Source organism: Eubacterium sp. SB2 (genome assembly GCF_001244405.1).
Lineage (GTDB): Bacteria > Bacillota > Clostridia > Lachnospirales > Lachnospiraceae > Faecalicatena > Faecalicatena contortus_B.
In genome coordinates this window covers 36,223-59,321 of record NZ_LN865153.1, presented here as the reverse complement: position 1 = coordinate 59,321, position 23,099 = coordinate 36,223, and the positions used below count along the sequence as shown (strand labels likewise).

The following is a 23,099-nucleotide window of genomic DNA, read 5'->3' as shown; positions in this document are numbered from 1 at the left end:
TCTGGTCTCCTTCCGGAATAAAGCCGCCGGCGGGCGGCAGAGGCGCGCAGAAGTATGATGTCATGCAGAGCATGACGCGCGCCTCGCCGCAAGTACGCCAAGGCGTGCCTGCACTGAAAGAAAACTTAGAGGTGAGGAAATGTTAGATAAGGAGCGCATCAGGCTGATGACAAAGATGGCGGCATATGAGAACACTCTGGCGCCGGATGATTTGAAAATCAGCAGTTATTATAAGAAAGATTATTCAAGTCTCAACACACTGATCACAGCGATCTGGGTCACGATCGGATACGCCATTGCCGCAGGTTTGGTTATCCTGTGCAGCATCGACGCAATGCTGAAGGATCTGACGGTTGCAAAGCTGATTATAATCGCGGCTGTCGTGGTGGGTGCATATATTATCTTACTTGTGGCTTACTGCGTATGTGCCAGCAGCTTTTACAAGTCGAAGCACAATAAAGCAAAACAGCGTGTGAAAAAGTATTACCGGGATTTATCCCGCCTGGGAAAGATGTGTATGAAGGAGAAAAAATAAAATATGAGTACTTTACTTGTCTGGAAAGAGCAACTGCAAAAAATATATGCGAAGTATTCCACATATATAATGAAAGCATTACAATTTATTTTAGGACTCTGTGTCTTCGGCCTGATTAATTCCAACATCGGTTTTATGAAGGCGGCGTCGTCTATTGTCTGTACTGTGGGACTTTCCGCAGTCTGTGCATTTCTGCCGCTGGTCGTGATGGTGATCGCAGCCACGCTGCTGGTACTGCTGCATTTTTATACCTTATCCATGCCCATAGCTCTTGTATCTCTGGCGATTTTTCTGATCATGTACATCTTTTATTTCCGGTTTACACCGAAAAAAGCATGGCTTGTTCTGCTGACGCCGGTTGCGTTTGCACTGAAGGTTCCGTTTGTGATTCCGGTTGCCTTTGGCTTACTGGGAACGCCGGTCTGTGTGCTTCCCGTTGCATTTGGGACGATTGTTTACTATATGCTGCATTTCGTAAAGATGTCATCCACCGCCCTCAAGGGAGGGGATGCAAAAGGCCTGGTGGACAGCCTGATGGTTTTCACAAAGCAGTCTCTGACCAATAAGGAGATGTGGGTGATGGTGATTGCTGCTGCCGTCAGTCTTCTGATTGTATATGCCGTACGCACAAGATCCGTTGACCATGCATGGAAGATCGGATCGGTCGCTGGTGCGATTGCAGGCATTGTCATCGCTGCTGCGGGGAATATTACACTGGACGCGCATCTGTCATACGTTACAATGGTGGTCAGCGGTGTTGCAGCGATTGTGGTTGGGCTGGTGCTGGAGTTTTTGTTCTTTTCTGTGAACTATTCCAGAACGGAGCGTATGCAGTTTGAGGATGATGAATATTATTATTATGTAAAAGCCGTTCCGAAAATTGTAGTAGCTGCACCTGAGATGAGTGTGAAGCATATTAATGAAAGACAGGACCAGAGTGAATGGCAGGAGTCACAGGACAGCCAGGAGACGGCGCTGATTGATACTTCAAATGTACAGAGGGCGGCAGGGGAGCCGCATGCGCAGAGAAAGCGCCCGGCGCCAAAACAGGGGGAACACGCGAAAAAGATAGATCACGCCAGGGCGGCGGACGAGATTCTGCTGACAAGAAGCCTTACCAAAGAATTGGGTATAAATCTTGAAGATCTGGAAGATAAATAATACCTAAGGGGAACTCAGGGACTTATGTTCTTTGGGCATTAAATGAATAAAGGGAGCAGCATTCATAATTAAGACAGGAGGTGGCAGAATGGAACAGTGGATCAAAACGTTTTTTGACAACTATGTGAGCGACATGTACTTTCCGAATGTTCACCTGACAGATATCATAGAGATTATCATTGTATCGATCATCGTCTACGAGATTATGCTGTGGATTAAGAATACAAAGGCATGGATGCTTTTGAAGGGCATGATCGTCCTTGGCTTGTTTATACTGGTAGCTGCTATATTTCGGATGCATACCATATTGTTCCTTGCCAGAGAGTCGATCAACGTTCTGGCAATAGCCGCTGTGGTGGTTTTTCAGCCGGAGCTGCGGCGGGCGCTGGAAAAGCTGGGGGAGAAAAACCTTCTGAGCAATATCAATCTGTTTGACAGAAGCAGAGAAAACCAGAGGTTCTCCGATGTAACGCTGGAGAGTCTTGTAAAAGCCTGCTTTGACATGGGGAGTGTATGTACAGGGGCTTTGATTGTAGTAGAGCAGGCCATCCGTCTTACGGAATATGAGATGACCGGAATCGAACTGGACTGCAAAGTCTCTTCCCAGGTTCTGCTGAATATATTCGAACATAACACTCCGCTTCACGACGGAGCTGTAATTATAAGAGGAGACAGAATTACTTCAGCCACATGTTATCTGCCGCTTTCAGATAACATGTCAATCAGCAAAGACCTGGGGACCAGGCACAGAGCTGCATTGGGGATGAGTGAAGTAAGTGATGCACTGATTATTGTTGTATCCGAGGAGACGGGCCAGGTTTCCGTTGCGATGGGCGGGCAGCTTGCGAGAGGAGTTACGCCGGAATACCTTGCCACAAGGCTGAACCAAATCCAGTATAGAACTGCGGAAGGCAAGAAATTTACTATACGGAAAGGACGGCAGAGGCATGAAGAAATATAAGTTTACGAACAACCTGGGGCTGAAGATTATGGCACTGGTTTTCGCTGCCCTGTTGTGGCTGATCGTAGTGAATATAGATGATCCGGTGGAGTCGACGACCTTCCGGAATATAGATGTTACGGTACAGAATACCGAGGTTGTGACAAATGAAGGAAAGACCTATAAGATATTAGACGACACACAGAAGGTAAGTGTGGTAGTGCGTGCGAAGAGATCAGTTTTGGCTAAGCTGTCCAGCAGCAGTATCATTGCGACGGCGGACATGAGTGAGATGCAGATCAGTTCACTGATTCCCATCACAGCAACAGTTCCAGGTTATGAAGGAAAGTATACCGCGGAAGCAACACCAGGCAACCTAAAGGTTAAGATAGAGGATCAGACAAAGAATCCATTCCCTGTGAATGTCAGTGTGACGGGCATACCGCGTGACGGGTATGTAGTCGGCAATACGCCGACCAATCCGGCGAAGGTTACCGTGAGCGGGGCGGAATCACTGGTCAACAGTATTGATAAAGCGGTGGCAAAGGTGGATGTATCGGGATTGTCCAAGACGACAGTACTGCAGGCCGAGCTTACCTATTATGACAGCAACGGCAATCCGGTGGATAAGAGCCAGCTGAAAGATAATCTGGGGGAGGATGGCATTACCGTCGAGGTGGAGATACTCAATACAAAGAGCGTAGCATTGAATTTCAATGTTATGGGGACTCCGGAAGAAGGATATGTGTACAGCGGCCTTACCAGTGAACCGGAGCGGATTCAGGTCTGCGGTACGGCGGAGGCCCTGAGCGGGTTCACCGAACTGGACGTACCGGCTTCAGAGATCGACATCAGCGGAGCTACGGAAAAGCTGGAGCAGACGATTGATATTGTGCCATATCTGCCGGAGGGGATAAAACTGGTAGACGAGACCGCCAATAATGTTGTAGTAACCGTATCCATTGAGCAGGAAGGAACCCGAACGATTGAGCTTCTCGCAGAATCCATCCGGGTGAATAATGTGCAGGATAATCTCAGGGTATCCTTTGAGGACAATACAGATATTCAGCTGCAGTTTAAAGGCGCTCAGGAAGCACTTGAGAAATTGGATGTGAAAAATGCAGTATATATAGATTTAAAGACTTATACAAAACCGGGGTCATACGAAGTGCCGGTAAACGTGGATCTGGATATGGACGGCGCGAATGGTTCCAATATTACATTGCTGAAGAATCCAACGGTAAAGGTTACTCTTACTGAGAAAGATGAAAAAGAGGAGCAAAGCGTAACAAAGGAAGAATAACGGGAGGAGAGAGTTCACATGGTAAGCGAAAAAGTTACGATAAAGAACCCTACAGGCCTGCATCTCAGGCCCGCAGGCCTGTTCTGCAGAACTGCCATGCAATATGGCAGCAAGATTACGGTGGAGAAGAAAACAAAGTCCGAGGATGTAACAGCGAATGCCAAAAGCGTGTTAAGCGTGCTTGGCGCCTGCATTAAAAGCGGAGATGAGATTCGGATTATCTGTGAAGGAGACGACGAGGAAACCGCACTCCGGGAGATGGTACGTATTGTAGAAGATGGTTTGGGAGAATAGAATACAGTCTATGATAAGGCAGAAATAAGGAGAAAAAGATGAGTAAAGCTACATTAGTGATTATGGCGGCTGGTATTGGAAGCAGATTCGGCGGGGGCATTAAGCAGCTGGAGCCGGTTGGGCCGAACGGTGAGATTATCATGGATTATTCGATCTATGATGCCATGGAGGCAGGATTTGACAAAGTTGTATTTGTAATCAGACGGGATCTGGAAAAAGATTTTAAGGAAGTGATCGGAAACAGGATTGAGAAGGTAATCGATGTCGATTATGCCTTCCAGGAGGTGGATGATATTCCAGAGCCTTATAAAGAGCGGTTTGCCGGAAGAACAAAGCCATGGGGAACCGGTCAGGCGATTCTCTGCTGCAAGGATGTGGTGGACGCGCCGTTTCTTGTGATCAATGCGGATGATTATTACGGTAAGCAGGCATTCAGAGAAGGGTTTGAATATCTCACGGCGGAGTCCCGAAGCGATGGCATGGAGATCTGCATGATCAGTTTTGTGTTAAAAAATACACTGAGCGACAATGGGGCAGTGACCCGCGGTGTATGCAGCGTGGATGAAAATGGCATGCTTGCAGACATCGAGGAGACCCATAACATCGAAAAAGTTGACGGCCGGGCGGTCGTGCAGAAGGAATGCGGCAGCCGGGAGATTGATGTGGAGTCTCCGGTTTCCATGAACATGTGGGGACTGAGGCCGGACTTCTTCCAGATACTTGTGGATGGTTTTGAAGAGTTTTTGAGTATGACAGATGAGGAGAACCTAAAAGCCGAATACCTCCTTCCAACGATTATAGGGGAGCTGCTGGGAGAAGGAAAACTGGCCGTTAAGGTGCTGAAGTCCGGGGATAAATGGTTTGGAGTAACTTATAAGGAAGATAAAGATGCTGTGGTTTCAGCGGTAAGGGGACTTGTTGATGCGGGAGTATATCCGGAGAAGTTATTTTAGAATTGAGTGAGAAGAAGGCATGTGTATCCATAAAAAAGGATGCATATGCCTTTGTGCTTGAAGTGTTCTATTGACAAGGGCAGGAAAAAGTATATATACTTAGCAGGTGGCAATTGTTAACTACAGAGAGGAGATGCTAGATGTTAAAACACATAAGAAGATTAATTGCGGCGGTACTTGGTATTGGTATGATAACGCTCGGAGCACCGGTCAGTGGGACGATTAGCAATGCAGCAGCGATGGGCGGAGATCCGATAGCACAGGATATTCAGAATATAGATGGCAGTGAACCGGACGGGGGCTACTGCGAATACACAGACAATAATGTGGAAAAGGCAGCGGGGGATGAAGCAGCAGATAACGGCGCTGATTTTGCAGCAAATAGTGATCAGTCTACATCTGAAAATTCTGGCAATTCAGAAGGCGGTGAAGCTCAAACAGAAGACGGGGGAAAACGTGAGAACAGCTGGAGGTATGAGGACGGAAGTCCGATTCCGGGGATTGAGCTTTACGCACAGCATCCTAATGCATGGGAAAAGGTGAATGGTGTTTATGTCAACAATACCGGAAATATAATTGTGGGGGCAGCGAAAAAGGGGATTGATGTCAGTGAACATCAGGGAATAATCGATTGGAATAAAGTGAAGAGTGATGGCATTGATTTTGCCATACTGCGTTGTGGATACGGTGATGATTATTCATACCAGGACGATGCACAGTGGGCAAGAAATGTATCAGAATGCGAACGCCTTGGAATACCATATGGAGTATATATTTATTCCTATGCGACCGATATCACAATGGCGAAAAGTGAGGCAGCGCATGTTCTGCGCCTTTTAAGGGGACATACACCATCCTATCCGGTATATCTGGATATGGAAGACAGTTCCACAGCAGGCGTCGGAACAAAGATGCTGGGCAGTATAGCAAAAACTTTCTGTGATACAATTTCAAATGCAGGTTACAAAACAGGAATATATGCAAATCTGGACTGGTGGAGCAGGCTTTTGACAGATCCTGTATTCAATAACAGTTCATGGTCGAAATGGGTTGCACAATATAATACTACCTGTGATTACAGCGGAAATTACGACATATGGCAGTGTACCTCTTCAGGGAAAGTGGATGGAATCAGCGGAAATGTGGATCTGAATTTCTGGATGGATGATACCCTGCCTTTTAAAGATTTAAGCAAGGACAGCTGGTGTTATGATGCTGTTTATTATATGTACTGGAATGGATTGATGACGGGGCTGAATTCCACCACATTCGGTGCCTCTGAAAAAGTGAGCAGAGGGCAGTTCGTAACAATACTGTATCGTATGGCAGGGTCACCGGAGGTGTCATATTCACCCAGATTTCCAGATGTAAAGAATAATGAGTTTTATACAAGCGGGGCTTTATGGGCGTCATCGGCAGGAATTACTACGGGATATGAAAACGGATATTTCGGACCGGGAGATGAAATCACGCGTGAACAGCTGGCAGTTATGCTGAATAGATATGCAAAATACAGAGGTTATAATGTATCAGCTGGCGGCAGTCTGGATCAATTCCCAGACGGAAAAATGACAAGCCAGTTTGCAATGGAAGCGGTTAAATGGGCCGTAGGAGCAGGCATTATAAGCGGAAACGGTGATGGTTCACTGGCCCCGGGCAGCTCGACTGACCGTGCAGCGTGTGCGACGATGCTGATGCGCTACATGACAGGAATAGAAAAAAGATAAAAGTGAGGATATGTAATGGAAGTTACAATTATCATTCCAAATTATAATGGCAGGCATTTTATGGAGCCATGTTTGAAATCTCTGGCAAGGCAAAGCTATCAAGATTTCAGGATACTTGTTGTAGACAACGGTTCGACGGACGGAAGCCTGGATTATATGAGAAGCTCATATCCAAACATACAAGTAGAAGCGCTTGATAAAAATTATGGATTCAGTTATGCTGTGAATAAGGGCATAAAGATGTCTGATACCCCCTATGTAATACTTCTGAATAATGATACAGTTGTTGAAAAACATTACGTAGAGGAAATGGTCAAGGCAATGAAACGAAGCTGTAAGATTTTTTCGGTGAGCAGCAAGATGATCCAATTATACCACCCGGATCTGATCGACAGTGCAGGGGATCTGTATACACTGCTGGGCTGGGGGATCTGCCGCGGAGTAAGTCGGTCAGTAAAGAATTATAGGAAGACAGACCAGATTTTTTCTGCCTGCGCAGGAGCTGCAATATACCGGAAATCTGTTTTCGAAAAAATAGGTTATTTTGATGAAAGCCATTTTGCATATTTAGAGGATATAGACATAGGCTACCGAGCAAAAATTTACGGATATAAAAATACTTACTGTCCAACAGCGCTGGTTCGCCATGTGGGCAGTGGTACAAGTGGATCAAAGTATAACACGTTTAAAGTAAAACTGTCTGCAAGAAACAGTATTTATCTAAATTACAAAAATATGCCAGTATTTCAGTTGGCATTGAATTTTCTGCCGTTGACGGCAGGTTACGTAATGAAGTATCTGTTTTTCTGTAAAAATGGATTTGGAAAGGATTACCGTGATGGACTTAAAGAAGGACTGAAAACTTTGAATATGTGCCGAAAAGTGCCGTTCCAGTGGAAATTCTTTTTCCATTATTGCCGGATAGAATGGGAACTTTTTGTGAATACATGGGCTTATGCCGCAGACTGGGGACAAAGAAAACTGAAAAAGAAGTCTAAATAGACAGTGACATAAGAGTAGGGCCGGAGTCTGTAGTGTTTCACCACTGCAGACTCCGGTTTATCAGGAGAACTATAAGATGAGAGTGAATGATTTTTTTAAGAAAAACAGGACTGTTTTTATTGCTGCGGGTATTTTATCATTTCTGTGTTTTATTTATATGCTTGTAAATCCGGGGGTATCAATTGATGAAGAAACCTGGATACAGATTGAGGAACCTTTTACTAAATGGTTTGTCCAGGGTAGATGGGGAATTGATTTATTTAACTTTCTTTCCATGGATAATGGGCGGTATGCGCCAGTTTTATGGGATATCCTTGCTATTATCTTATGGAACGCAGGTGGAGCACTGTTTGGCTTCACCTTATTTGGAGATAAAGCAAAAAAGGTTCCGCTGTTTTTTTTCCAGGCTTACTTCTGCTCTTTACCGTTTGTGATGGGTGAAATGTTCTCTTTTTCTATGTTCAGTTTACAGATTGCGTCAGGGATGTTGTGTACAGCAGTGGGATTTATGTTCAGTGTTGAGGCAATTGAAGAGAAATGCCGAAGAAAATGGTTGTATGCATTGATTATGCTGATTTATGCGTTTGCTGTTTATCAGGCTTACACCTGTGTTTACGTGACTGCGATTGTGGCGTATTGCCTGAAAAATTATCTGGATGGTATGGATGGCCTCGGGAAAAAACTTGTGAGATGGGCCGGCGTATTTGCTGCCGGCCTTGCGGGGTATTATGGTATTAATCTTCTGCTAATGAAATTATTCGGAGCATCTACTTATCTGGCAGATAATTACGTGGGATGGTTTGAGGAGGGCGGTATTGGGAAGGCTCTGTTTATGGCACTGGCTAATGTTGCAAGGGTATCTTTTGCAATTCCGGTTGGTGAAGAGTACATATACGGTGGCGAAGTGATCCGGATAGTTACTGTTTTATTTGTAGTTTTTGCAGTGTGGAGTTTTCTGAAAGAAAAACATGCGGTAAGGAGGCTGGGCATTCTGTTTTTTACAGTCGCGCTGACGGCCGCCCCCTTTATATTATATCTGGCCCTCGGCACCTACAAGACGCATGGCCGTACTCTGTTGGGACTGGCCCTTTCAGGTGCTGTTGAAATGTATCTGATCCTCTCTGTTTTGAAGAAGCCACTGCTTAAGCGGCTGGGGATGATTGGCGGGGCCTACTTGCTGTTTTTAAATGCGAAAAATATGAATATGCTTTTTTACTCGGCAAATGTGGCCTATGAATATGACAAAAATGTTGCGAACCAGGTGATGTACGATATCAAAAGCCAGGGGATTGAGTATGACAAGAAAGCAGTTGTGTTTATTGGAATGGAACCTATGGATGACGTAGGGCTCGTAAAGTCAGACACTGTCGGCAGCGCCATCTTTGAATGGGATGACGGAAATATCTCCAGGATGTGTAATTTTATGAAAACAGTAGGATATAGTCTGAGCCAGCCGACACCGGGGCAGATAGAGCATGCTTTAGAGTTGACACCGGGAATGGAGCCATGGCCCGGGGAGAATAGCATAAAGGAAACAGAAGACACCGTAATTATATTTTTATCAGAACCGACGGACAAGTGGTACAAAATCAATCTGGGCCGGTAGTTGGCTATTCTGTAAAAACCGAATTATATTACGGAAATATTAAGCAAATGTTAAAGAACACATAGATTTCACTTGTCCTTTTACCGAAAGTATTGTATCATATAACAGATAATGTATAACCTAATCTATGAATTGAGATTCACTATTAAAGAATACCGCAGGGCATCTCGTAATACAAGTTCTGCGTGCGGGTCTGCGGCATAGCCGCAGTATATGGTATTATATATAAACGAGCAAGGTGAAAATAATGATTAAAGACAATCAGAAATATCTGAACCGGATGCAGGTGGTATTGGACGGGCTGGTCATCATAGCTTCTTATGCGCTTGCCTGGTATCTGCGATTCAGAAGCGGACTGATGGAGGTAGATGGCTGGTATCTGCCTTTTGAAATATATATGCGGGCGCTGACGTATATTGTTCCTGGATATTTGATCCTATATGGATGCTTTCAGGTGTACACACCAAGGCGTGTTCAAGGCAGAAGACTGGAAGCATGGCACATTACCCAGGCAAATGTGATAGGACTGCTGGGCTTCATCCTGATTCTTTACCTGACAAAGCAGCCCAACTTTTCACGAAAAATGATTTTCGTGTTTTTTGTGGTAAATGTTTTTCTGGAAGTTTTGTCCAGGAACCTGATAAGATATTTTCTTCGCAATATCAGAAGAAACGGATACAACCAGAAGCATATGATTCTGGTTGGTTACAGCCGCGCTGCGGAACAATATATTGACCGGATAATGGCTAATCCGGAATGGGGATATTCCGTCAGAGGAATTCTGGATGACCATCAGCCGAGAGGCACGGAATATAAAGGCGTAAAAGTCATTGGAAGTATTGATAATCTTCTTATTATTCTGCCTCAAAACAGAGTGGATGAGATCGCTATAACTCTTGGCATTGACGAGTATCATAAGCTTGAATATATTGTAAACATGTGTGAAAAATCAGGTGTGCATACAAAATTCATTCCTGACTATAATAATATTATTCCAACAAAGCCATATACTGAGGATCTGCTAGGGCTGCCGGTGATTAACATCAGGCGTGTTCCTCTGAACAATACCGTGAATAAAGTGGTGAAAAGAAGCGTCGATATTTTTGGCGCGGTTGTGGCAATTATATTATTTTCACCCATTATGCTGTTTACTGCACTGGCAATTAAAGTGACATCCCCCGGTCCGCTTATTTTTAATCAGGAAAGAGTGGGACTGCAGAACAAACCCTTCGCCATGTATAAATTCCGCTCTATGGTAGTGCAGGAGGCAGAAAAAGAGAAAAGCAGATGGACTACTAAAAATGATCCCAGAGTAACAACCGTAGGTAAGTTTATTCGCAAAACAAGCATTGATGAACTCCCACAACTTTTTAACGTTTTGAAAGGCGATATGAGCCTGGTCGGCCCCAGGCCTGAACGGCCGCTTTTTGTCGAAAAGTTCAGGGAGGAAATACCCAGATACATGGTAAAACACCAGGTACGACCCGGCCTGACAGGATGGGCACAGGTGAACGGCCTGAGGGGAGATACTTCCATTAGAAAGCGTATAGAATACGATTTGTACTATATTGAGAACTGGACGATAGGATTTGATTTTAAAATATTGTTCCTGACGTTTTTTAAGGGTTTTGTAAACAAAAATGCCTATTAGGCAGAGATCAATTTTAAGGGGAAGTGAAAATGGCTAGAAAAAAATCCAAGGGTAAACTGACAAAGCAGCAGCGTGCTTTGTTACATAAGAAAAAGATGAGAAAAAGAATTATACTGCTTGTAGTTGAAATTATTCTTCTTCTTGTTTTGGGAGCAGCAGCTTATGCAATGTCCAAATTGGACAAACTGGATTTTAAGACGGTTGACACCTCAAACCTGGAGATCTATCAGGATACGGGAGAATTTACCAATATCGCGCTGTTCGGACTTGACTCCAGAGAAGGAGAACTGGACGGTGGAGTAAGAAGCGACAGTATGATGATCGCAAGCATTGACAATAAAACAAAAAATGTAAAAGTTGTATCTGTATTCAGGGATACATTGACCCAGCAGGACGACGGGACATACGAGAAGGCGAACGCCGCATATTCATTTGGAGGCCCGGAGGAGGCAATAGCACTGCTGAACCGGAATTTTGACCTGGATATCAGCAAGTATATGAGTGTGAATTTTAATGCCCTGGCAGATGTGATTGATTTACTTGGAGGTATCGAAATCGATCTGACTGCAGAGGAAGTATTTTGGACAAATGGATATTGTACGGAAACTTCACAGGTAGTAGGAAGAAAAACAACAGAACTGACCCAGCCTGGAAATCAGCTTTTAGATGGGATTCAGGCAGTTTCATATGCAAGAATAAGATATACAGAGGGGGATGATTATAAACGTGCCGAGCGGCAGAGAACTGTTCTGCAGAAGGTGGTTGATAAGGCGAAGAGCGCGAGCCTGTCTACTTTGAATAAAATTATTGACCAGGTACTTCCACAGGTTTCGACTAATTTGTCTACCAGCGATTTTGTAGGTCTGGCAGCAAGTGCTGCAAGGTATACAATCGGTGAAATGTCGGGATTTCCGTTTGATGTTACCACATCGGAAGAAGTAAGCGGGCTAGAGGGTTCTTTTGTCGTATCAATTGGTTTTGCTGATAATGTGAGACAGCTCCACAAGTTCTTGTTTGGTGTGGATAATTATCAGGTATCTGACAAGGTGCTGCAGATTGACAGTGATGTAGCTTATCTGACAGGAATCGCTGGTTCTTACGATGATAACGCCGGCGGTGCAGAAGACACGGATACTGCAGGCGGAACCGGAAGCACAGATGCCTATGGATCTACAGATACCCAGGATAATGGAGATTATGGATATACGGATGGCTCAGATAGCAGTGGCGCTGATTACGGAGATGCTGCAGGATATTAGGAGAAGTAATTATGAACACACCCACAGTAGATATTATTATTCCCGCTTACAAACCGGATATAAAATTTGAAAAGCTGATCAGAGGGCTGAAAAGGCAGTCATATCCCATACAGAATATTTTTATTATCCATACAAAAGGGGGACGATTTCCCTGGGAAGCTGTGGGACCGGACAGCAAGGTGACAGTGAAAGAGATTGAGAAGGAAGCGTTTGACCACGGAGGGACCCGCCGGATGGCTGCGGGTTTAAGTAAAGCCGATATTTTTATCTGTATGACCCAGGATGCCGTTCCGGCAGATCGTGATCTTATATTGCATCTTTCTGAGGCCTTTAAGGATGATAAAGTCGCCTGTGCCTATGCAAGGCAGTTGCCGGACGAGAAGTGTGATGTGATTGAACGCTATACGAGAGGCTTTAATTATCCGGCAGAAGGTTGTATAAAAGATTTAAATTCGGTTGATAAAATAGGGGTAAAAGCATTTTTTTGTTCTAATGTATGTGCGGCATACAGAAGAACCTATTATGATGAGCTGGGGGGGTTTGTGAAAAAGGCAATTTTTAATGAAGATATGATTATGGCTGGGAGAATGCTGAAGGCGGGGTACAGTTGTGTATATGCATCGGAAGCAAAGGTGATTCACTCACATAATTATTCTTGTATTCAACAGTTCAAGAGAAATTTTGATGTTGCTGTTTCACAGGTTGATAATCCAGATATATTTGGCGGCATTAAGTCTGAGAGTGAAGGAATCAGACTGGTGAGAGATACGGCAGGATACCTTATTAAGATAAGGAGCCCCTGGCTGATTGTGCCGCTTGTAATAAAAAGTGGGTTTAAGTACCTGGGGTATAAACTGGGACAGCGTTATAAGCATCTTCCACAAAGGCTAGTAGTAAAGCTCTCCTCAAATCCTAAATATTGGAATTGAAGCAGGAAGAATACGGAAATTAAGATTGAAGTTTAGCTGGAAGTATTGTATGATTAATTGTGATCATGAATTCGATATTTTAGGAAGGATTTACAATGGCGAGAAAAAAGAATATAAGAAGACGCAGAAGAAGAGCGAAGAGAGGATTTGCATCTTGGGCAGTATGGAAGAAAGCACTGGCTATCGCTGGGGGGACTGTTATCCTGCTGACAACTGCCGGAGTAGCCTTTGCGGCATCAAAGCTCAATAAGATAGAAACCACAAAGCTGGATGCATCAAAGCTGAATATATCGACAGAAGTTGAGCATAATGAAACTGGATATTTGAATGTGGCGTTGTTCGGCCTTGATACCAGGCCGGGAAATCCCGAAGAGGGGGAACGAAGTGACACTATCATTATAGCAAGCCTGAACCGTGAGAATAAAGAAGTCAGATTATGTTCCGTATTCAGGGATACACTGCTTCAGCAGGAGGACGGATCATACAATAAAGCAAATGCAGCTTATTCTTTTGGGGGTCCTGAAGAGGCTGTAGCCATGCTGAATAAAAATCTGGATATGGACATACAGCATTATGCAACGGTTAATTTTAATGCGCTGGTCGATGTTATAGATGCACTGGGCGGCATTGAGCTGGATCTTACGTCAGAAGAAGTTTTCTGGACTAACGGCTACTGCACGGAAACATCAAGGGTAACGGGTAAGACGACCACCGAACTGACGCAGCCCGGCAAACAGATACTGGATGGAGTACAGGCCACATCTTATTGCAGAATCCGCTATACACAGGGCGATGATTTCAAGCGGGCAGAGAGGCAGCGCACGGTATTGGAACAGATTGTAAAAAAAGCTCAGACAGCTGATCTTACTACTATCAATAAGATCATTGATAAAGTATTTCCGATGATTGAAACTAATTTTTCACTGACAGAAATTTTAGCATATGCAAAAGATGCTTTTGAATATAATTTAACAGATATGAGTGGTTTCCCGTTCGATAAATCTACTGCAAGTTTATCCGGGGTAGGCAGTTCAGTGGTACCGGAGACACTGCAGAGTAATGTCCTTTTGCTGCATGAATTTTTCTTTGGTGATGATGGATACAGTCCGTCCTCTACTGTAACTGAGATAAGTACCGAGATAGGCAGTTATGCTACGAATATAATTTCGGATGAAGAGGCCGCAGCTTACGAACCACAAGAGGGCAGCTATTATTATAATGATGCACCCCAGGGAAATGATGATGGAAGTGCAGGGAATACGGACGTTACCGGCGGAAGTACAGGGAATACAGATGGCACTGGCGGCAGCAGCGTACCGGAAAGCGGAGAAAACAGTTCTGGAACAGGTGGAAATACCGAGTATCCTGAGAGCGAAGCCGAAGGCGGAACTTCAGACCAGTTAAGTGGAGCAGTACAATAAAAGATGGCAAAAGAGGTAGATAAGATGGAAAAAGCATTTAAAAAGATAGGAACCGCAATATTGACATTGTGCCTGACGGTTTCATGTTTTTCGTTTGTTGCATTGGCGGCAGAAGGTTCTCTGCAGTTTTCAGACCCCTCAGCGGCGGCAGGAGAAAATGTTACGGTCACAGCAAAGGTGATATCCGGCGCAGAAGGCGTTGCTGTGGGCGACACGGATATTACAGTCACTTATGATCCTTCTATATTAAAATTTGTAAGTGGAACAAATGCAACTGGCGGCGACGGTACAGTCAAATTGTCTGCAAAGGGTGACGGGACTTCGATGGAAGTAAGTTACTCTATGGAGTTTACGGCCCTGAAAGAAGGGACTGCTACACTTGAGGTAAAAGAATATACGGCATATCTGGCCAATGACGAAGCTCTTAATCTTACTTTAGGTACTTCACAGGTGACCATACAGGGTGGTACGCCGGTTCCTGAGGAAGAAGCAGGTGAAAACGAAGGCCAGGCAGGTTCAGACGGGCTAAAGGTAACCGTAGACGGGAAAGAGTATACGGTAAATGCAAACTTTTCAGAGGCGGTGATCCCAAATGGATTTGCGGCAGCGGATACGGAACTGGACGGTAAGAAGACGAAGGCAATGCTTCAGGAGACCAGTGGGCAGTATATATTCTATTTGCAGGACAGCGACGGCAATTCTGACTATTTTCTTTACAGCAGTGACGATGGCTCTTTTTCACAGACAGCGGTAGTGGACGTTAATTCTTCACTTTCCATTTTTTTGATGGACCACAAGGACAAAGAAGGTCTGCCGGAAGAGTATAAAGAGACAACAACGGATATTGGTGGAAAGGTGTTTACTGCATGGCAGAATACATCTGAAAAAGAGTATTATTTAGTATATGCACTCAGCAGTGAGGGTACCAAAGGATATTACCAATATGATACTACAGAGAAGACCTACCAGAGATATACGCTTCCAGTGGTAGAGAAAAAAGAGAGCAGCAATACGCTGACTGATAAGCTTACAAACTTTATAAATAAATATATGACAATTATATTATGCGCTGTATGGGGCGTGTTTCTTATCATGCTGATTATCATAATCGTCCTGGGCGTAAAACTGAGCCGCAGGAATCAGGAGTTGGACGACCTGTATGATGAATATGACATTGATGGGGATGAGCCGGATGATATGCCGAAGTCAAGAAAGAGGGACAGAGATCAGTTTGTCGGTTTCCAGGAAGATAAGGAAGAATATGATGACGATTATGACGATGATTATGACGACGATTTCGAAGAATATGACGAAGACTTCAATGACGAATATGAGGATGACGATGATTCCTATGATGACGAATTTGAAGAATATGAAGAAGAAACACCCTCAGTCAGAAACAGAAAGAAAAAAGATGACGATGATTATTCAGTAGATTTTATTGATTTGTAACAGTCTGTTGAATGTATCAAAGAGAATGGCTGGGAAAACCAGCCATTTTTCATGATACAGAAAACGTTGCTCTATATGGAACAGGGTGCTATAATAGATAAGAAAAATTTGCGGAAGAACCTGGCAGTATCCCGGGATGCTGCCAGTTCGCGTTATTCTGCAGGGTATCTCCTGATAGATTCAACTACCGCAAAAGAAGAGGAGAAGTAACTGTTTTGTCAAGATATATTCAAAATTTTTTGAAATTTAAACCTCTGTTGGGGGAACTGGTTGCAAGGGATATTAAAATTAAATACAGAAGGTCTGTTCTGGGTGTACTATGGACCTTACTAAATCCACTCTGTATGATGATTATTTTGTCCGTGGTCTTTTCAAATCTGTTTAAATTCGATATTGAAAATTTCCCATTATATATTCTAAGCGGTCAGGTGATTTTTAATTTTTATTCAGATGCTACATCGGGTGCTATGTCGGCCATAATAGGAAGTGCAGCGTTAATTAAAAAGGTGTACGTTCCTAAATACTTATTTGTTCTGTCCAGAGTTTTTTCCAGCACGATTAATCTGATGGCATCCTTTACAGCGATGCTGATTGTTATGGTGGCAACAAGAACAGAGCTTCACTGGACAGCCTTTTTATTCCCCATACCGTTGATCCTGCTGGTACTCTTTTCATTAGGAATCGGTCTGATTCTGTCAGCAGTAACAGTTAAATTCAGAGACATTATACATTTATATGGAGTTTTTGTAACAGGTCTGTTGTATTTAACACCTGTTATTTATCCGATGTCGATTTTACCTGACTGGTTATATAAAGTGGTCATGCTGAACCCATTGACTAATATTTTAATGATGTTCCGTGATGTGATGTTAAACAACAGTATGTTTAGCTTATCTTCATTTTTGATTGCACTTGTTGAGGCATGCTTGTCTTTGGGGATTGGTCTGTACGTCTTTTATAAAAATCAGGATAAGTTTATTTTAAATATTTAGGAGTTGAGTATGGATAGGAAAACAGTGGTAAAAGTAGAAAATGTATCAATGAAGTTTAACCTTTCATCTGAAAAGTTTGACAGCTTTAAGGAATATATTATAAAGAGCATTAAAAATCAGGTATCTTATGATGAATTTTGGGCGCTGAAAGATATATCTTTTGAGGTTGTGCAGGGAGACTCTCTGGGACTGATTGGTCTCAATGGCAGCGGGAAGAGTACGATGCTTAAAACAATAGCCGGGGTATTAAAACCTACCCAGGGTTCCGTGGCAGTCTATGGGAATGTGGCCCCGTTAATTGAACTTGGTGCAGGATTTGATTTTGATCTGACGGCCAAGGAGAACGTTTATCTGAATGGGGCACTTTTGGGATACTCAAGGAAAGTGATGGAGGGGTATTACGACGACATCGTGGAGTTTTCCGAGCTGCATGACTTTATGGATGTACCGGTTAAGAATTTTTCTTCAGGAATGGTGTCCCGGCTTGCGTTTGCTATAGCAACGATCGGTACGCCGGATATATTGATTGTGGATGAGGTGCTGTCTGTCGGAGATTTTCGTTTTCAGCAAAAGTGTGAGGAGCGGATTCACCACATGATGGATTCCGGGACAACAATCTTGTTTGTATCCCACAGCATTGAGCAGGTAAAATCTATCTGCAACAAGATTGTCTGGCTTGAAAAGGGAAAGCTCAGAAAATTTGGAGATGCAGAGAAAATCTGTGAAGAATATAGTAAATGCTATTGATAAGTGCTGAGGAGATAAGATGAAAAAAGTAAAAAGTCTGATTATAATTGTTCTTATACTCGCGGCTGCATTTTTGTATGCCCATATAGGAAAAAATAATCTGGTATATGATAAGAATGTGGATAACAGTCAGTATATTCCAACAGGAGCTGTAGCGGAAATAGAGCAGACTTTTGTAAGTCAGGAGGAGACACTGGATGGAATTCGTGCCAAGTGCCAAGTGATTGGGAATGTTACGGGAATGAAAGTAAAATATTCATTGATAAACATGAATGACGGCAAGCTAGAGGCACAGGGCACTGCGGATGCTGAAAAAATAACAAATGGACGCTTTTATTATTTTAAATTTGACACTGTGAAAAATTGTAAGGGGAATACGTACAAAATAATTTTTGAGAACGAAAGTGTGGATGAATCTAAGGGAATAGGGTTTAGTTTTCAGCCTGAAACAGAAGCAGGAACGGAACTCACAATTAAAGGCGTAAGTACAACAGGAACAATGATTCTTAAAGCAGTAACAGAAAGATTTGATCTGGAGACCTTTATTGTCCTGTTGGTATTTATATTATATGTAGCAGTGTTCATTAAGTTTTTGTATAGGTTATTCAAATAGGCAGATTCAGAAAGAGAAGGATTGTATGGATTTTAAATATTATATTGATCAAAAAAAGTTCAGAATAAAACCGGCAGAAAGATATATTCGTGTAAATGGATGGTGTTTTGAGAAAAAAGGAAAGCCGTTTACCTACGAATCAGAAGTGAATGGTAAAGTGGTGGAGAGCAGAATTAAAAAAATTGTACGTCCTGACGTACAAAGCAAGTTTAACGGAAAGTATAGTCCGTCTGCAGATACCGGGTTTCACATAAAGACTTATGTCGAAAATGGTGTTACTCCGGAAAGCTATCGTCTTTACATCCGCCGGGGCAGTTACAGAAAATGTATTGTCTCCATGGACCGTAAAGAGATCATTGCTTTAAAGGATGAGAGTACGATTTCTTACAATATTGACTGGGTGCATGTTGAGCCGCTGAAAATCATACTATCAGGATGGGCAGTATCTACATCGGGTACAGATAAGGTGCATGTCAGTGTAAGGGATGATATGGGCAAGGCTCTAAAAGTAAAAATGCAGAGGACAAAGCGCAAAGATGTAGAGGATGCAGGGCTCATTGAGGCGCACAATGTGGAATGCGGATTTATAGTTGAATTTATATGCGATCCAGGAAAATGCTATACACTGGTTATAGAAGACGGGGTGAAACGGAAAAAGATCCGGCTTGATCCGGTAAAACTTAAAAAGTACGAGAGAGCACAGCGCAGCAAGCAGTTTGCAGTACGGTTTGTAAAGGCATTAAATAAAAAGAACATAGAAAAAGGGATGAAGTACCTTCGGAAAAATGGATTGCATGGATTGAAGGATCACATATTGTCCTGTGTAAATGCACAGGGGAAACCATATCAACAGTGGTTTGAGGAAAATAAAGCAACAGAAGCAGATTTGAAAAAGCAGAGAGAGACCATATTTGCATGGCAGCCGAAAGTCAGTATTATTGTTCCCACTTATAAAACTCCGGAAATTTTTTTACGGGAGATGATTGATTCTGTCAGGAATCAGTCCTATCAGAACTGGGAGCTGTGTATTGCCGACGGAAGCGGTGGTGACGAAAACGTAGAAAGAATTCTTGAGGAGTATGCTGTCATGGACAGCAGAATCAAATATTGTTTACTAAAAGAAAATCTTGGTATTTCAGGAAATACAAATGCAGCGCTGGATTTAGTGAGCGGAGATTATGTGGGGCTGTTTGACCATGATGACGTACTGACACCGGATGCCCTTTTTGAAGTGGCAAGTGCATTACAGGAATACAGATACGATATACTCTATACAGATGAGGATAAGATGACAGGAGACGGTTCGGAGTTCAATGATCCGAATTTTAAGCCGGATTTCAGCATGGACTTATTCCGTTCCCATAATTATATTACGCATTTCTTCGTTGTTAAGACAGAAATTATTAAAAAAATTGGTGGGTTCAGAAGTGAATTTGACGGATCTCAAGATTATGATTTGATGTTCAGATGCATTGAAGAGTCTGATAAGATACGGCATATACCGAAAATATTATATCATTGGAGAATTCATATGAATTCTGTAGCCGGTGATCCTGCAAGCAAAATGTATGCATATGAAGCAGGAAAACATGCAATCGAAGAGCACTTAAAACGAGTTGGAATCGAAGCGTCTGTTGAGCACGTGGGACTGTGGGGAATGTACCATGTAAAATATGCGACTCCGGGAGATCCTAAAATATCTATTATTATACCAAATAAAGACCATATAGAGGACTTAGACCTCTGTATTAAATCAATTCAGAAACGGAGTATTTATAAAAATTACGAATTTATTATCATAGAAAACAACAGCAGCGAAAAGAAAACCTTTGAATATTATAAATATCTGGAAGAGCAATACTCCAATGTTAAAGTAGTATACTGGAAAGAAGGATTTAATTATTCTGCTATCAATAATTTTGGTGTACAGTATGCTGCCGGTGAATATCTGCTGTTTCTGAACAATGATACGGAGATGATAACAGAATCTGCGCTTTCAGAGATGCTTGGTATCTGTATGCGGAAGGATGTGGGAGCTGTAGGAGCGAAACTGCTGTATGCTGATGATACAGTACAGCATGCAGGGATAGTCATTGGTTTCGGAAATTATGCAGGACATGTACACGTAGGACTGAAGCGCGATGACTATGGATATATGGTGAGGGCCCGGATAAACTGCAACTATAGTGCGGTAACAGCCGCGTGCCTGATGACCAAGAAGGCCCTTTTTGAGGAGGTAGGCGGCTTTGACGAACAATTTGCTGTTGCCTGCAATGATGTGGATCTCTGCCTGAAATTAAGAAAAGCAGATAAACTGATAGTTTATAATGCATTTTCAGAGTGGCATCACTATGAATCAAAATCTAGAGGCTACGAAGATACTCCAGAAAAGTTAAAACGTTTTGAGAAAGAAGTAGAAAAATTTCAGAAGAAATGGCCGGAGATACTGGAAAATGGTGATCCGTTCTATAACCCTAATTTTGCAATTAACCAGGCGCCTTATACATTGCCGTAAGATGCAGAAAAAGTAAGAGTTCAGAATTGTCTGAACTATTGTACCAGATGAGTTAGACAGTATGAAGGGAGTTACATTATGTGTGGAATAGTTGGATATGTAGGTGAAAAACAGGCAGCCCCGATTTTGCTGGACGGTTTGGCAAAACTGGAATACCGCGGTTATGATTCCGCCGGCATTGCAGTATATGACGGGCAGGAGATCGAGATGAAGAAATCCAAGGGCCGCCTCAAGGTACTGAATGAGCTGACCCATGACGGGGCGACCCTGCCGGGAACGGTGGGAATCGGGCATACGAGATGGGCTACCCACGGGGAACCGTCCGATGTCAATGCACACCCGCATTTCAATAAAGAAGAGAGTATCATCGTTGTACACAATGGAATTATAGAGAATTATCTGAAACTGAAAAACAAACTGGTAAATAAAGGGTATGAATTTATATCGGATACGGATACGGAGGTGATCGCCCATCTGCTGGACTATTATTACCAGGGAAATCCGCTGCAGACGATCACGAAGATTATGCACCGTATGGAGGGATCCTATGCGCTGGGAATTATGTTTAAAGACCATCCGGATGAGCTTTATGCGGTACGCAAGGACAGTCCGCTTATTGTCGGCAAATCTGAGGGAGGCTGCATTATAGCATCCGATGTGCCGGCAGTGCTGAGGTATACGAGAGACGTCTATTTTATAGAAAACGAAGAAATTGTCAGAATGACTGCGGACTCCATGGAGTTTTTCAATGTGGATGAGGAACCGATTGAAAAGGAGTCCACCCATATCGAATGGGACGTGGATGCCGCCGAAAAAGGCGGATATGAGCACTTTATGCTGAAGGAGATGTATGAGCAGCCGAAAGCGATTACAGATACCTTTTCACCGCGCATCAAAGGCTGTGATATCGTGATCGAAGAGCTGAATATGACGGACGAGGAGATACAAAAGATCGACAAGATCATGATCGTAGCCTGCGGTTCCGCATACCATGCAGGGATGACCAGTAAATATGTATTCGAGGGAATGGCGAGGATTCCCGTGGAAGTGGACCTGGCCTCGGAGTACAGATACCGGGATCCCATCATTGAGGAGGGAACCCTGGTTGTTATCATCAGCCAGTCGGGTGAGACAGCAGATTCACTGGCGGCCCTGAGGGAGTCAAAGGCAAGAGGGGCCAAGGTTCTGGGAATCGTAAATGTGGTGGGAAGTTCCATTGCCAGGGAGGCCGATAATGTCATGTATACCTGGGCAGGACCAGAGATCGCGGTGGCTACCACCAAAGCATATTCCTGTCAGCTCATCGCGATGTATCTGCTGGCTATGAAATTTGCAAAAGTACGGGGAAAAATAACCGATGCGGAACTAAAGACGTATATTGAGGACTTGAAACGGATTCCGGATCAGGTAGAACTGCTTCTGAATAATAAAAACAGAATTCAGAAATTTGCCAATCGATATCTGGCGGCCAGAGATGTATTTTTTATCGGAAGGGGAATCGATTATTCGATTTCTATGGAAGGCTCCTTGAAATTGAAGGAAATTTCTTACATACACTCGGAAGCATATGCTGCAGGTGAGTTAAAACACGGTACGATCTCCCTGATTGAGGAGGGGACGCTTGTAGCCGCGGTTCTGACGCAGGAGAATTTGTATAAGAAGATGATCAGTAATATGGTGGAGGTCCGGACCCGGGGGGCGTTTGTTCTGGCTGTTACAAACGAGGGCAACGACGAGGTAGAGCGCGCAGCTGACTATGTAATCTATATACCGGAGACAAACCGTTATTTTACAAATTCCCTGGCTATCATCCCGCTTCAGCTGTTTGGATATTATATTTCTGTAGGCAGGGGCTGCGATGTGGATAAGCCGAGAAATCTCGCTAAATCGGTAACAGTTGAATAAAATAACTGCTGTTTCAAAATTTGTTAAATAAATAAACACAATTCCATCACAAAGAGCGGCTATTATATCAATATAAAATACAAGAGAAAGAAGG

General features: G+C 43.3%; 19 protein-coding genes. All 19 read left to right on the top strand.

The window, feature by feature from the left end; genetic code table 11:
• Positions 1–139 precede the first annotated feature (139 nt).
• The 19 genes from BN1938_RS12495 (at position 140) to glmS (ending at position 23,005) form a co-directional block, all read left to right on the top strand.
• Positions 140–535, top strand: coding sequence for a hypothetical protein (locus BN1938_RS12495; protein WP_050640940.1), 396 nt, complete (start codon positions 140–142; stop codon positions 533–535).
• A gap of 3 nt (positions 536–538) precedes the next feature.
• Positions 539–1,696 (top strand): hypothetical protein, encoded by a 1,158-nt coding sequence (locus tag BN1938_RS12490; protein WP_050640939.1) that lies wholly within the window; start codon positions 539–541, stop codon positions 1,694–1,696.
• A gap of 88 nt (positions 1,697–1,784) precedes the next feature.
• The gene (gene cdaA / locus BN1938_RS12485; RefSeq protein ID WP_025655658.1) at positions 1,785–2,657 is read left to right on the top strand and encodes a diadenylate cyclase CdaA; all 873 of its coding nucleotides are present in this window, start codon (positions 1,785–1,787) and stop codon (positions 2,655–2,657) included.
• Entirely contained in the window at positions 2,644–3,939 is a 1,296-nt protein-coding gene (locus BN1938_RS12480) for a CdaR family protein (protein ID WP_050640938.1), read from the top strand. Before cdaA ends, BN1938_RS12480 begins: the two co-directional genes overlap by 14 nt.
• A gap of 18 nt (positions 3,940–3,957) precedes the next feature.
• Complete coding sequence (locus BN1938_RS12475) at positions 3,958–4,233, top strand: HPr family phosphocarrier protein (RefSeq protein WP_025655660.1); 276 nt, start codon at positions 3,958–3,960, stop codon at positions 4,231–4,233.
• 38 nt (positions 4,234–4,271) lie between these two features.
• Entirely contained in the window at positions 4,272–5,186 is a 915-nt protein-coding gene (locus tag BN1938_RS12470) for a nucleotidyltransferase family protein (RefSeq protein ID WP_050640937.1), read from the top strand.
• A gap of 140 nt (positions 5,187–5,326) precedes the next feature.
• Positions 5,327–6,913 (top strand): S-layer homology domain-containing protein, encoded by a 1,587-nt coding sequence (locus tag BN1938_RS12465; protein ID WP_050640936.1) that lies wholly within the window; start codon positions 5,327–5,329, stop codon positions 6,911–6,913.
• Positions 6,914–6,928: 15 nt separating this feature from the next.
• Positions 6,929–7,915 carry a glycosyltransferase family 2 protein gene (locus BN1938_RS12460; RefSeq protein WP_050640935.1) on the top strand — a complete coding sequence of 329 codons (987 nt, stop codon included), beginning with the start codon at positions 6,929–6,931 and terminating at the stop codon, positions 7,913–7,915.
• 76 nt (positions 7,916–7,991) lie between these two features.
• Positions 7,992–9,521, top strand: a complete 1,530-nt coding sequence (locus BN1938_RS12455; RefSeq protein ID WP_050640934.1) for a glucosyltransferase domain-containing protein — start codon at positions 7,992–7,994, stop codon at positions 9,519–9,521.
• 247 nt (positions 9,522–9,768) lie between these two features.
• Positions 9,769–11,172 (top strand): undecaprenyl-phosphate glucose phosphotransferase, encoded by a 1,404-nt coding sequence (locus BN1938_RS12450; RefSeq protein WP_050640933.1) that lies wholly within the window; start codon positions 9,769–9,771, stop codon positions 11,170–11,172.
• Positions 11,173–11,201: 29 nt separating this feature from the next.
• Positions 11,202–12,431, top strand: coding sequence for an LCP family protein (locus BN1938_RS12445; protein ID WP_050640932.1), 1,230 nt, complete (start codon positions 11,202–11,204; stop codon positions 12,429–12,431).
• 11 nt (positions 12,432–12,442) lie between these two features.
• On the top strand, positions 12,443–13,360 hold the full coding sequence (locus tag BN1938_RS12440) for a glycosyltransferase family 2 protein (RefSeq protein WP_050640931.1): 918 nt from the start codon (positions 12,443–12,445) through the stop codon (positions 13,358–13,360).
• A gap of 95 nt (positions 13,361–13,455) precedes the next feature.
• Complete coding sequence (locus BN1938_RS12435) at positions 13,456–14,781, top strand: LCP family protein (RefSeq protein ID WP_050640930.1); 1,326 nt, start codon at positions 13,456–13,458, stop codon at positions 14,779–14,781.
• A gap of 24 nt (positions 14,782–14,805) precedes the next feature.
• Positions 14,806–16,233, top strand: a complete 1,428-nt coding sequence (locus BN1938_RS12430) for a cohesin domain-containing protein (RefSeq protein ID WP_187376313.1) — start codon at positions 14,806–14,808, stop codon at positions 16,231–16,233.
• Positions 16,234–16,448: 215 nt separating this feature from the next.
• Positions 16,449–17,225, top strand: coding sequence for an ABC transporter permease (locus BN1938_RS12425; RefSeq protein ID WP_050640928.1), 777 nt, complete (start codon positions 16,449–16,451; stop codon positions 17,223–17,225).
• Positions 17,226–17,234: 9 nt separating this feature from the next.
• Positions 17,235–17,972, top strand: coding sequence for an ABC transporter ATP-binding protein (locus BN1938_RS12420; RefSeq protein ID WP_050640927.1), 738 nt, complete (start codon positions 17,235–17,237; stop codon positions 17,970–17,972).
• 19 nt (positions 17,973–17,991) lie between these two features.
• Complete coding sequence (locus BN1938_RS12415; protein WP_050640926.1) at positions 17,992–18,585, top strand: hypothetical protein; 594 nt, start codon at positions 17,992–17,994, stop codon at positions 18,583–18,585.
• 25 nt (positions 18,586–18,610) lie between these two features.
• Positions 18,611–21,100 carry a glycosyltransferase family 2 protein gene (locus BN1938_RS12410; protein WP_082202978.1) on the top strand — a complete coding sequence of 830 codons (2,490 nt, stop codon included), beginning with the start codon at positions 18,611–18,613 and terminating at the stop codon, positions 21,098–21,100.
• Between the two features lie 78 nt (positions 21,101–21,178).
• The gene (gene glmS, locus BN1938_RS12405) at positions 21,179–23,005 is read left to right on the top strand and encodes a glutamine--fructose-6-phosphate transaminase (isomerizing) (protein WP_050640925.1); all 1,827 of its coding nucleotides are present in this window, start codon (positions 21,179–21,181) and stop codon (positions 23,003–23,005) included.
• Positions 23,006–23,099 lie beyond the last annotated feature (94 nt).